The sequence below is a fragment of the Singulisphaera photorubra genome, from assembly GCF_045290345.1.
GTDB lineage: Bacteria > Planctomycetota > Planctomycetia > Isosphaerales > Isosphaeraceae > Singulisphaera.
In genome coordinates this window covers 212,435-224,643 of record NZ_CP155447.1, presented here as the reverse complement: position 1 = coordinate 224,643, position 12,209 = coordinate 212,435, and the positions used below count along the sequence as shown (strand labels likewise).

The following is a 12,209-nucleotide window of genomic DNA, read 5'->3' as shown; positions in this document are numbered from 1 at the left end:
CGTTTTTCTTGCTCTTTGAGAGTAGTCGCCGAACCGCTGGAACGCCACCCATCGTCGTGTGGGACGAGCCGTTACGTTCGGCAAACTCAAACTCGATGGGAACCGCGATCTGACCTTGAAGGAAATCGCGATTCTCGGCATCCTCCTGGCGCTGAGGTGCGTGGATCAGCGTTCGCGAGGGATTTGGGATTGCGCCAGGAGGGCGACCGGCATGTACAGGGAGCTGTTCGTTGTCCCCGGGCTGCACATCACGATCTATAGCTTCAGCGTGCTGGTGCTCCTGGCTTGCTTCGCTGCGCTTTACCTGACCTCATGGCGGGCTCGGCGCGAGAAGCTTGACCCGGCGATCGTCTCCGAACTGGCGGTCTGGCTCCTCACCGGTGGGATCATCGGGGCGCGGGTCTTTTTCGTGCTCCAGCATCCGGAGTCGGTCTCGCGATTCACCGACCTCTTCAAAATCTGGCAAGGGGGACTCGTCTACTACGGGTGCCTGATCGGTGGCCTGATCGGTTCGCTCCTCTACTGGGCCCGACATCCCTTTCCGTTCCGCCCGATGGCTGACGCCGTGGCCCCTGCCCTGGCCATTGGGTGCGCGATCGGGCGGGTCGGCTGCCTGCTCAACGGATGCTGCTATGGCGATCCATCGAGCCTCCCCTGGGCGATCCGTTTCCCCGCGCAGTCGCTCCCCTGGGTCCGTCATGTCACCGACGGCCTGATCCCCCCCTACGAATCCCTCTCGCTGGCCGTGCAGCCGACGCAGGTCTATGCGGCCCTGGACGGCGTGCTCATCCTGGCGTTGCTCACCGCGTACTTTCCCCGCCGCCGTCGTGACGGCGAGGTGATGGCCCTGCTCATGGTGACCTACCCGATCACCCGGTTCTTGATCGAAGGGCTTCGGGGCGACGAAGGGGTCTTCTTCGCCGGCTTGACGATGTCGCAGGGAATCAGCGTCATCGTTTTCGTGGCGGGCCTGTTCTCCTGGGCCTACCTGATGCGACTTCCCCTGGGACGGTATGCCGATACCGCGGCTCCGCTTTCTCCGGCGGAGGCCAAGGCGCCCCGGCCTGAACTCGTCGCCTCGTCCCACGGGGCCTGAGTCGCACCCTTGCCGTGAGCTTTGCGCTCGCCTCGGTACTTTCCAAGGCGAGCGCAATGGGTGTCAGATGACCTGAGGGATGGTCTCGGCCCCTTCGACGCCGACCAGTTTCTGGTCGAGGCCGTTATAGAAGTAAGTCAGCTTTTCGGGGTCGAGGCCCATCTGCTGGAGCACGGTGGCGTGGAGGTTTTTCACGTGGAAGCGGTCGGTGACGGCGGCGCCACCGATCTCGTCGGTTTCTCCCACGCTGACTCCCCCCTTGATGCCGCCGCCGGCCATCCACATCGTGAAGCCGTAGGCGTTGTGGTCGCGACCGGTCCCTTCGGCGTACTCGGCGGTTGGCTGTCGGCCGAACTCACCGCCCCAGATGACCAGCGTTTCGTCGAGCAGGCCGCGGCGCTTGAGGTCGATCAGCAGGGCGGCGATCGGCTTGTCGGTCCGACCGGCGTGATGGGTGTGGTTTGTGACGAGGTCGCCGTGGGCATCCCAGTTGCTGTCGTTGTGCGCGCCACCGGCGTAGAGCTGCACGAAGCGAACGCCGCGTTCGACCAGGCGTCGGGCGAGTAAGCAGCGTCTGCCGAAGTCTTTGGTCCGATCGTCGTTCAGGCCGTAGAGTTCCTTGGTCTCTTCGGGCTCCCTGGCGAGATCGACGGCTTCGGGAGCGTGCCGTTGCATCGAGAAGGCCATCTCGTAGCTGGCGATTCGGGCGGCGAGGTTGCTGTTGTCGACCCGGCTGGTCAAGTGGTCGGAGTTGTAGGCGTTGAGGGTGTCGAGCAACTGGCGCTGCATCGCCTCAGAGGTTCCCGAGGGGCGTGCCAGGTCGAGGACCGGCGTTCCGCCCGAGCGGAGGATGGTCCCCTGGTAGCTGGCCGGCATATAGCCGCTCGACCAGTTCTTGGCCCCGCTGATCGGGCCGCCGGTCGGGTCGAGCATGACGACGAACCCGGGGAGGTTCTCGTTCTCGCTGCCGAGGCCGTAGTTCACCCACGACCCCAGGCAAGGACTCCCCGAGAGGATCTTCCCGGTGTTCATCTGGAGCATGGCCGAGCCGTGGATCGGCGAGTCGGCCGTCATCGAGTGAAGGAACGCGATGTCGTCCACGCAGGTGGCCAGGTGCGGGAACAGGTCGCTGACCATCTTGCCGCACTGGCCGTAGGGGCGGAACTTCCACTTCGGCCCGACGACCCGCCCTTCGTTCTTCTTGCCGCCCCGGCCGAACGTTTTGACGGTGATCGTCTTGCCGTCGAGGTCGTAGAGCTTCGGCTTGTAGTCGAACGTATCGACCTGGCTCGGTCCCCCATACATGAACAGGAAAATCACGCTCTTCGCTTTTGCCGGAAGCATGGGGAGCTTGGGCGCCAGCGGATTGGCACTCGCCCTCTTGACGTGCTCGGCGGCCGTGGCCCGCGTCGCCAGGCCCTTGTCACCGGAGAGGAGTCCGGCGAGGGCCAGACCCGTGAAACCGGCTCCTGCTTCCCAGAGAAATTCGCGGCGGGTCCGGCCGCAGAAACTTCCGGGGGGCGTCGATCGGTCCGAAGGCTCGTTCATCGGGCAAATCCCTCGTCTGGGTTCAATCGAGGTAGATGAATTCGTTGAGATTCAAGACCACGAGGCAAAACGATCGGAGCGCCTCGTCGGCATCGGCGTTGTAACGCGAACGGAGCGTCTCGATCAGCTCGACCCCGCGTTTCACGTCCGCCTTCGTGGGGCGGCGGCCCGCGATCAGGCTCAGGGCGAGCTCGGTCTGTTTCGTCGGATCATCGCCGGCCTCGCGGCGAAGCCGCGCGGCCAAAACGCCCGCCTGCTGATTCAAGAAGCTGCTGTTGAGCATCGCCAACGCCTGCGTCGGCTGGGTCGTGCTGAACCGAACCGGCGAGGGCCGATCGGTCTCAGGGACGTCGAAGCTCTCGAGGATCGGCGTGAGCAACGACCGTTTTACGTGGACGTAAATGCTTCGCCGGGCCTGCTCCTCGGGGGTCGAGAGGCCCCAACCCTTGCCTGGTTGCGACTGGCCGGCCATCACTTCGGGCGGGATCTCGGGGTAGACCCCAGGCCCGTACATTTTGAGGTTCAATGCCCCTGTGACGGCGAGGATCGAGTCGCGAATTTCCTCGGCCGACAGCCGCCGCATCTCGAACCGCCAGAACGCGTCGTTGATCGGATCTTTCGCCAACGCCTCGGCATTGGACTTCGAAGACATCCGGTACGCGCTCGAGGTCATGATCGCTCGGTGCAACGGTTTGAGCCGCCAGCCCTGGGCGATGAATTCGGCCGCCAGCCAGTCGAGCAACTCGGGGTGGGTCGGCTTGTCCCCTTGCAGCCCGAAGTTGTTCGAGGAGCGAACGATTCCTCGGCCGAAGTGGTGCTGCCAGATCCGATTGGCCATGACCCGAGGGGAGAGCGGGTTGTCGGCGGCCGCGATCCAGTCGGCCAGGGCGAGTCGGCGGCCCGACGTATTCGCGCCCGGGGGGGGTGTGGAGACGGCCGGCTTCAAACCGCCCAGGACCTCGAGGAAGGCGGGCTCGACCTTGTCCCCCTTGACGTGGGCATTGCCTCGAAGCAGGACGAACGTCTCGGGGGCCTCGGTCCCGGCCTCGGTGACGCAGAGGGCCATCGAGTCGGGGTTCACCGGTTTCTCGAGCTCTTTCAAGGCGAGCTTGGCTTCTTGATAGCGTTTCGCACGCTCGGGGCCGAGGATCCGCTTCGCCTCGCGCTTCATGAGCTGGACGAAGTCGGGAGCCTGCTTCGTTCCGCTTGCGATGGAGAGGAGTCGCCTTCCGAAGTTCGGCCCCGACCAGGCGACGCTCAGGCCGTGGCCTTGCGTCTTCTGGAAATAGTCCAGGCGAATCGGCACGCGTCCCTTGGCGAGTGCGACCGATGCGGTGCGCTCTTTCCCGATGCCGTGGATCCCGTCGTATTCCACGACCAACTTGCCCGCGACCGTCAGGCGGGAACCGTCGTCGGAGTCGAGGTGGAAGGTGTAGAGGCCGTCTTCGGGGACGATCAGAACGCCTTCGAAGACGAAGCCAAACGCCTCGTTGCGGGTCCGGGGGGTGAGGTCGAAGAAGGGGCGGCGCAGGGTGCCTTTCGCTTCCGGCTTGAGGAGGTTGAAGTCAGGGAGGAGGTCCCAGGTGTCGCGATAGAAGCGGTAGTGGAGCTCGTCCATGTCGGCTTGCTGGAAGCTGGCCCCCCCGCCCTGCTCTTGTTCCAGCCGGGTGCGAACCTCGGTTTCCAGTCCGCTGATCTCGTCCTGGATTGCGTTGGCTTGCTGCTTTCGTTCCTTGAGCAGGCGGGCATACGAATTCCGGGCCTCGTCGTCGGCGAAGATCGGCCGTTCGTCGGTGGGACCGCCGTTACGGAAGTGGTTGATGTTGCGGAAGAACGAGAGGAGGCGGTAGTAGTCCTTCTGCGGAATCGGGTCGAGCTTGTGGTCGTGGCAGCGGGCGCAGTCGACGGTGAGGCCGAGGAAGACCTGGCTGGTCGTCGCCACGAGATCGTCGAGACCGTCGTAGAAGGCCGCTTCGCGGTCGGTCGGCTCGTCGTCCCAGATCCCGAGGCGATAGAAGCCAGTGGCGATCAGGGCGTCGGAATCGGCGTCGGGGAGCTCGTCGCCGGCGAGCTGCTCGCGGACGAAGCGGTTGTAGGGGAGGTCGCGATTGAGGGCGCGGACGACGTAGTCGCGGTATCGCCAGGCGTTCGGCTTGGGATTATCACGCTCGTAGCTGTTGGTTTCAGCAAAGCGGACGAGGTCCAGCCAGTGCCGGCTCCACTTCTCGCCGTAGCGAGGGGAGTCGAGCAGTCGATCGATCAGGTCTTCATAGGCGGTGGGCGATGGATCCGCCAGGAAGGTCTCGACTTCCTTGGGCGTCGGTGGGAGCCCGGTCAAGTCGTAGAAGACGCGGCGGATCAGTTCTTCCTTGGAGGCGGCCGGGTTGGGCGCCAGCCCTTTTGCCTCGAGTCCCGCGAGGATGAAGCCGTCGATTGGGTTGGTCATCCAATCGCCATTCTTGACCTTCGGCGCCTCTGGCCGGCGGATCGGTTGAAACGCCCAATGGGCGCGATCCTGATCGCTGATCGTGAAACCCCCTTTGCGGGGGGCGGGGCCGGCGGCGTTGCTTTCCTCGCTCCCGGGCCAGGGAGCACCCATCTTGACCCACTGGGAGAGGTCGGCGATGAGGCGAGCGTCGAGCTTCTTCGAGGGGGGCATTTTGAGGTCAGCGTCGTCGTGGCTGATCGCTGTGAGCAGCAAACTCTCCTCGAGGTTCCCCGGCACGACGGCCGGCCCGGAGTCGCCCCCGGCGAGGACCGCGGCCCGATTGTCGAGTCGAAGGCCCGCCTTCTGCTTGGTTTCGCCGTGGCACTTTGTGCAGTGCTCAACCAGTGCGGGACGGACCCGGGTCTCGAAAAAACGGGCCTGCTCCGGCGTGGGCGGAGACTCTGCTGACAGGCCGGGCATGGCCGAAGCGCCGGTGAGCCAGGCCACCAGGAGCATCGTCCGCAAAGGAAGTCGCGGCATCGGGGCACCGTGGATCAAGGGGAGTTCGGCAGGACGGTCTGGAACCGTAACCAGGAGCGGCAGGACGACCACGGGGGGGCGTCTTTGGGATTGATTTCTGATTTTTGCCCGGGTTTAATCCTTCGGCTCGATCTCCATCCATCATGGCGAATTGTGTCCCGAAATGCCAGCCTGGAGCCTGTGTCGCCATGAGGGGGGCGTCCTGTTTCCTGATTCAAGCTCCGATCCCTTTCATGGCCGGTACCGAGCATTTTTCCCGAGACGGGAACGATCTCGATCATGTTGGTCTTTGAAATCTCTTCTCGCGTTGAAGCCAATGAATCGGACTCGGCCCTTGGCAGCCCAGGAGGTGAGTGACACAATACCGACGTGAGCCAGTTCCCCTGGTCAGTCGCGTCGGCACCACACACAAAAGAAAAATGAGGGAGCACCAGGCGATGTCTCGAACCAGCATTTATGGGTTGATGACGGTCATGTTGCTGGGTGTCTCCGCGGGGATGGCGGTGGCTGATCCCCCCGGGTTGAAGACGTTGGCGATCGGAGCCGAAGCGCCCGACTTCCGGCTGCCGGGGGTGGACGGCAAATCCTACAGCCTGAAGGATTTCGCCGAGGCCAAGGTGCTGGTCGTGGTTTTCACCTGCAACCATTGCCCCACCGCGCAGGCCTACGAAGGCCGGTTGGCGAAACTTTACGACGACTATCGCGACAAGGGGGTCGCGCTCGTGGCGATCTCTCCCAACGACGACAAGGCGGTCCGGCTCGACGAGCTCGGATACACCGACCTGGGAGACTCGTTTGAGGATATGAAGCTTCGCGCCAAGGAGGCAGGCTATCGGTATCCTTACCTTTATGACGGCGAGACCCAAGCAACGGCCAAGGCCTACGGGGTACTTGCGACACCACATGTCTATGTTTTTGACGCAAAGCGAACCCTTCGTTATGTCGGTCGGTTCGATGACTCGGAAGTCAAGACGGTGAAGTCGCACGATACCCGCAACGCGGTCGATGCCTTGCTTGCGGGCACGCCGGTTCCTGTCGAGAAGACCAGGGTCTTCGGCTGTTCGACGAAGTGGTCTGACAAGCGAGAAAGCGCGGTGGAGTCGCTGGCGAAGTGGGACGCGGAACCGGTGACACTCGACTCGATCGACGATGCCGCGGTGGCGAAGCTCGTCAAGAACGAGGGGAAGAGCCTGCTCCTGGTCAATCTCTGGGCGACCTGGTGCGGCCCATGCGTGACCGAGCTGCCCGAGCTGGTCACCATCAACCGGATGTACCGCAAACGCGATTTTCGGCTCGTGACGATTAGTGTGGACGAACCGGAGAAGAAGGACGAAGCCCTGGATGTCTTGCGGAAGAACCACGTTTCGGCCACGAACTATCTGCTCCAGACCAAGGACCGCGACCATTTTGCCGAGGCGCTCGATAAAGAGTGGCCCGGCCCCATCCCCTATACCTTGCTGATCGCGCCGGGGGGCAAGATCATTTATCGCAAGGTCGGTAGCATCGATCCGCTCGAAGTGCGCCGAGCCATCGTCAAGTCGCTCGGTCGGACGTACTGATTCGAGCCGTGGGCGCGCAGGCGATCGGTCGTGTCACCTATTGCAACATGGGCGCCCTCGGGAAACACTATCGCTTATCAAGAGACAGCAGCGAAACGTTTGCCGCTCTTTTGTTTGAGGTGGGATGTGCTCGCACTCCCATCGGCGGAATCCGTTTCGCTGCCATTTGTGTCGTGGACGAGGCTCGTCGGTCGGACCTGCCCTCTGATTCCAGACTTTCGTGCCATTGCCCTTGAAAGGTACGTATGCCAAATCACTCTCATCCCAATCGTCGCCAGTTCATCACCGCCGCCACGGCCACCTTGGCGATCCCCACGATTCTCCCGCGGAATGTCTTTGGGGCGAACGAACGGGTCGTCACAGGGCACATCGGGGTCCGCAACCAGGGGACAGCCAATCTCAAGGGCTTTTTGAACCTGACCTCTCCTGCCGCGATGTGCGACGTCGACACCCGGCATTTGAAGACCGCCGTCGAGACGGTCGAGAAAGCGCACAAGAAGAAGTGCGATGGCTATGACGACTACCGCAAGATCCTCGATCGCAAAGACATCGACGCCGTGGTCATCTCGACCCCCGACCACTGGCACGCGCTGATGGAAATCCATGCCTGTCAGGCCGGTAAGGACGTCTATTGCGAGAAACCGCTTTCGCTGACGATCAGCGAGGGCCGCCAGATGGTCAAGGCCGCGCGTGACAACAAACGCGTGGTTCAGACCGGTTCGCAGCAGCGCTCATCGCCCGGGTTTCGTGAGGTCTGCGAGCTGGTCCGCTCGGGACGGATCGGCACGGTCCAGAAGGTCCTCGTGGGCATCCCCAAGGTCAACTTCGACGGCAAGGCCGTGGCCGATTCGACCCCGCCCCCGTACCTCAACTACGACCGCTGGCTCGGCCCCGCACCGCTTCGCCCGTACAACTCGAAGCACGTGCATTACCTGTTCCGCTTCTTTTGGGACTACTCGGGCGGTCAGATGACCAACTTCGGCGCCCACAACGTCGACATCGCCCAGTGGGGCTTGGGAACCGACGACTCCGGCCCGATCGCGACCGAGGCGACCGCCACCTTCGACCCCGAGCACAAGTTCGAGGTCCCCAATAGCTGCCGGGTCACTCACACCTACGCTAACGGCGTGAGCTTGATCATCGGCCAGGATCAGAAGGATATTCCCGGCGGCACCACGTTCATTGGCACCGACGGGACCCTCTTCGTCGAGCGAGGGAAGAAGTCGGGCACTCCGTCCAAGATTCTCGAGACCCCGCTCTCCGCGGCTGACGTCCACCTTTACGAGAGCAAGAGCCACTACCAGAACTTCCTCGACTGCGTGAAGAGCCGTGAGAAGCCGGTCTGCGACGTCGAGATCGGGCACCGCAGCGCGACGATTTGCCACCTGGGGAACATCGCGATTCGCCTCGGTCGCAAGATCCAGTGGGATCCGGCCGCCGAGCGAATCATTGGTGATGACGAGGCTGCCGCGATGACCTCGCGACCGCATCGCGCGCCCTACACGATCTGAGCCGGACGTCGGCGAACTGACGCTCCCGACGCCATCTCACACAAGCGGACCGGCAGGGCGCATTGAACCGCGTCCTGTCGGTCCGCTTTCTCGTTGACTTCGGTGAATCGAATCTGGGGACGGGTGCTTCCTTTGACACTGTACCAAGGCGGCTGGCCGCTTCCCTGCGACATCTTGTAGAATGGAGATTCGACGAGGCCAAAACTCCCGAAGGAAACAGTCATGACCCTCTTGGAATCACTCAAGAAGTACACAACCGTTGTCGCCGATACTGGGGACATCAATTCGATCGCCAAGTTCAAGCCCCAGGATGCCACGACCAACCCCTCGTTGCTGTTCAACGCGGCGAAGCAGGCTGAGTATGCCCACCTGGTCGAGCAGGCGCTTCAGGACGCCGCCGAGGAAGGGGGCGATCATGCCGCGCAGACCGAAGCGTTCATGGACCACCTGTTTGTAGGGTTCGGCCGCGAGATCCTCAAGATCATTCCCGGTCGGGTCTCGACCGAAGTGGACGCGGGGCTGAGCTTCGATACCGCGGGGACCATTGCCAAGGCCCATCGTCTGATCGCGCTCTACGAGCAAGCCGGCGTCGACCGCAACCGGGTTCTGATCAAGGTCGCCAGCACCTGGGAAGGGATTCGCGCGGCCGAGCAGCTCGAGCGCGAGGGAATTCACTGCAACCTGACCTTGCTCTTCAGCTTCGCCCAGGCGGTCGCCTGCGCTGAGGCCGGCGTGACCCTGATCTCGCCGTTCGTCGGTCGGATCTACGACTGGTACAAGAAGGACCAAGGGGTTGCCGATATTGCCGCCGACCAAGATCCCGGCGTCGAATCCGTGACCCGGATCTATCAGTATTACAAGAAATACGGCTATCAGACCCAGGTCATGGGGGCGAGCTTCCGCAAGGTCGAGCAGATCACCCTGCTGGCTGGGTGCGACCTCCTGACCATCAGCACCGACCTCCTCGCGAAGCTTGGCGAGACCGAAGGCGAGCTGACCCCCCGGCTCTCGCTCGAGTCGGCCAAGGAGAGCAAGGACGCAAAGATTCATCTCGACGAGAAGACCTTCCGCTGGATGCACAACGAAGACCCGATGGCCGTCGAAAAACTGAGCGATGGCATTCGCAAGTTCTACGTCGACGCCCGCAAGCTCGAGAAGTTCGCCCAGTCGATGGTGGCCCAGAAGGTGGGAAGCTAAGCGAGAGAACGGGCCGCCTGCCCGACTTTGGGGATTCCCCAAGGGCGGGCGCCCCTCGTTTCCTAGGTCGACCGGCCGGTGGAATATTCCTGGCCGGTCCCCAGACACCGGTCCATGTCTTCGAATTTCCGGTTGTCAGGTCAGAGAAAATGATGGGAACAGGTCTCTGTCAGGCCTGCGTTTGGTCTGACGGATTCTGTTTTGAGAATGCTTTTGCGGCCTCGGCGTCTTCTCTCGGAAGCCCCGCCGCTTTTCGCCCGCCGTTGAGCTGAACGGCCCGATCGACATTGCCAGGCATGGCCCCGAGATCTGTCCGGACGCCGGCCGTTTCGCCGTCGTTCGCGCCATGGGGCGACACTCCGCCCACATCAAATCACAGCCGAAGCCAGACGCCTGATCAGCCGGTCTTTGATCGACGACTACCTGTCCCCTCTGGTATGAGCCCAAACCGGGTCCTATGCTCACGAGGGACAGCGAACGGCTCGGGTTGGAGTGCCAGCAGGGTGCGAGGCGGGTTCCCTCGTGAATTTTCGGTTCCGAGAACCTGAGTGCGATTCCCGATTGCCGGCGGATCACTTCTGGTTCTCGACGATGCGTTCAAGATCCCATTTTTTCCGTTCCGCGAATCGGACGTGGTGACGTGACTCCGATGACTTCGCGGTGAATCTGACGTTCCGTCGGTCGACTCCCTCTGCCGCGAAGCTCGCCGAGGGGGCTCCAACCTGTCTCAAAGGGTGCGTCGAGTTCGACCTCTGTCGGGTGCTATCAACCTATGCAACCCTATCGTCCGCGGCCCGTCCTTCAGATGAACCGCGTCGCCGTATGCCTTGCGGCGGCCGTCGCCTCGCTGGCCACGGTTGGCTGCCGGAAGCCGACTGTGCAGGCCGTGCCCCCACCGCCGAGGGTCGGCGTCATCAAGTCGTACCGGATGACCGTACCGGTGCTCGCCACCCCCAATGGGACGACCCGCGCACTTCAAGAGGTCACCATCCGGGCCCGTGTCCGCGGTTTTCTCACCGAACTCCACTTTCAAGAGGGCGATTCCGTCAAGAAGGGCCAGCTTCTCTTCGTGATCGATGAGGAGCAATACAAGGTTGCGCTCGAGTCGGCTCAGGCCACTCAGGCCGAAGCCGCGGCGGACCTGAAGAAGGCTGAGGTGTCCAAGGTCCGCGAGGTCGCCGCGGCGCAGCTCGCGTTGAGCCGGGCGCAATTGCTGCTCTCCCAGCTCCAGGAACGACGGGCACGGACGTTACTGGCTCGCAACGCCGGCTCGCGCGAGGAACTGGACAAGGCGGAGGCCGATCGACAGCGGTGGGAGGCCCAGGTCGAGGCTGACGACGCCAACTACCAGCAGGCGAAGGCCGACTACGACGTGGGCATCGCCGCCGCCCAGGCCCGGGGAAAGTCCGCCCAGGCCGCCGTCCGCGACGCCGAGCTCAACCTCGGATACTGTCGGATGTCCGCGCCCATCGACGGCCGGATCGGCGAGGCGAAGATCAAGGTGGGGAACCTCGTTGGCCCGGACTCGACCGGCGGCGGCAGCTTCACCGAACTGGCCACCATCCAGCAACTCGACCCGATGGGCGTCGACATCCAGGTCAGTTCACGCTACCTCGAACGGGCCACGGAGTTGACCAGGAAGGGGCTCACCGTCCGCCTGTTCCGACCGGGACTCCATGGACAGCAGGAGCACTCCGAGAAGGGGGTCTGCTACTTCATCGACAACACGATCGCCCCGACGACGTCCACTTTCCTCTCGAAGGCCAGGGTGGCCAACCCCCAAGGGGCCCTTTTGCCTGGCGAGTACGTCAAGCTGCAACTGGTGGTGGACCAGCTCGAAAACGCCGTGGTCGTTCCCGCCCAGGCGGTGATGGAAACCGAGGCTGGGCCGGTCGTCTACTTTGTGGATGAACAGAGCAAGGTGGCGGTCCAGAGCGTTGAGGCGGCCCAGACCTACGAAGGATTACGGGTCATTTTAGCGGGCCTCGAAGCGGACGTGCCAGTGATCGTCGAGGGGCTACAGCTCATCCGGCCGGGGATGACGGTCCAGGCTCAGCCGGCGGTTCTCCCCCGCTCGTCCCGCGCCCCGTCGGAGGACCTGTCTCCGATCCCGGCGCCCAAGGGTGACGCCGCCAAGGCGGGCGTGAAGGGCCACTCCAGCCGGCCCGTCGTGCAACCGGGCGGGCCGAGGTCTGCCGTGGTGGAAGCCCTGGAATCCAGGCAGGCCGACCGACCACCGGCTCCGGCCGCAGACGCGGGGGATGCCCCGAAGTAGTCGACGAGCCGAGCCCTGGACCCGGAGCCCCCAACCCGAGCGAGCCTGATGCACC

Annotated in this window: 7 protein-coding genes; 5 read left to right on the top strand and 2 right to left on the bottom strand. The window is 63.4% G+C overall.

The genetic code is table 11. From position 1 onward, the window contains the following. The first annotated feature begins 211 nt into the window (after positions 1 to 211). On the top strand, positions 212 to 1,096 hold the full coding sequence (gene lgt / locus V5E97_RS00855; protein ID WP_406697378.1) for a prolipoprotein diacylglyceryl transferase: 885 nt from the start codon (positions 212 to 214) through the stop codon (positions 1,094 to 1,096). A gap of 63 nt (positions 1,097 to 1,159) precedes the next feature. Here lgt and V5E97_RS00850 read toward each other — a convergent pair whose 3' ends face one another. Both V5E97_RS00850 and V5E97_RS00845 read right to left on the bottom strand, forming a co-directional pair. Next, positions 1,160 to 2,644 carry a DUF1501 domain-containing protein gene (locus V5E97_RS00850; protein WP_406697376.1) on the bottom strand — a complete coding sequence of 495 codons (1,485 nt, stop codon included), beginning with the start codon at positions 2,642 to 2,644 and terminating at the stop codon, positions 1,160 to 1,162. Positions 2,645 to 2,666: 22 nt separating this feature from the next. Then, a complete protein-coding gene (locus V5E97_RS00845; RefSeq protein ID WP_406697375.1) occupies positions 2,667 to 5,612 on the bottom strand; it encodes a DUF1553 domain-containing protein in 2,946 nt (981 codons plus the stop codon). A 437-nt stretch (positions 5,613 to 6,049) separates the two neighbouring features. Between V5E97_RS00845 and V5E97_RS00840 the strand changes: the two genes are divergently transcribed. The 4 genes from V5E97_RS00840 (at position 6,050) to V5E97_RS00825 (ending at position 12,154) form a co-directional block, all read left to right on the top strand. Further along, complete coding sequence (locus tag V5E97_RS00840; RefSeq protein WP_406697374.1) at positions 6,050 to 7,171, top strand: redoxin domain-containing protein; 1,122 nt, start codon at positions 6,050 to 6,052, stop codon at positions 7,169 to 7,171. 245 nt (positions 7,172 to 7,416) lie between these two features. Beyond that, entirely contained in the window at positions 7,417 to 8,682 is a 1,266-nt protein-coding gene (locus V5E97_RS00835; protein ID WP_406697372.1) for a Gfo/Idh/MocA family protein, read from the top strand. 222 nt (positions 8,683 to 8,904) lie between these two features. Then, entirely contained in the window at positions 8,905 to 9,879 is a 975-nt protein-coding gene (tal, locus tag V5E97_RS00830) for a transaldolase (RefSeq protein WP_406697370.1), read from the top strand. A gap of 772 nt (positions 9,880 to 10,651) precedes the next feature. Beyond that, a complete protein-coding gene (locus V5E97_RS00825; protein ID WP_406697369.1) occupies positions 10,652 to 12,154 on the top strand; it encodes an efflux RND transporter periplasmic adaptor subunit in 1,503 nt (500 codons plus the stop codon). Positions 12,155 to 12,209: the final 55 nt, after the last annotated feature.

What these genes read in the sequence shown, in the direction of transcription:
- lgt (WP_406697378.1), top strand. Translation starts at nt 212, where the DNA reads ATGTACAGGGAGCTGTTCGTTGTCCCCGGGCTGCACATCACGATCTAT.
- V5E97_RS00850 (WP_406697376.1), bottom strand. Translation starts at nt 2,644, where the DNA reads ATGAACGAGCCTTCGGACCGATCGACGCCCCCCGGAAGTTTCTGCGGC.
- V5E97_RS00845 (WP_406697375.1), bottom strand. Translation starts at nt 5,612, where the DNA reads ATGCCGCGACTTCCTTTGCGGACGATGCTCCTGGTGGCCTGGCTCACC.
- V5E97_RS00840 (WP_406697374.1), top strand. Translation starts at nt 6,050, where the DNA reads ATGTCTCGAACCAGCATTTATGGGTTGATGACGGTCATGTTGCTGGGT.
- V5E97_RS00835 (WP_406697372.1), top strand. Translation starts at nt 7,417, where the DNA reads ATGCCAAATCACTCTCATCCCAATCGTCGCCAGTTCATCACCGCCGCC.
- tal (WP_406697370.1), top strand. Translation starts at nt 8,905, where the DNA reads ATGACCCTCTTGGAATCACTCAAGAAGTACACAACCGTTGTCGCCGAT.
- V5E97_RS00825 (WP_406697369.1), top strand. Translation starts at nt 10,652, where the DNA reads ATGCAACCCTATCGTCCGCGGCCCGTCCTTCAGATGAACCGCGTCGCC.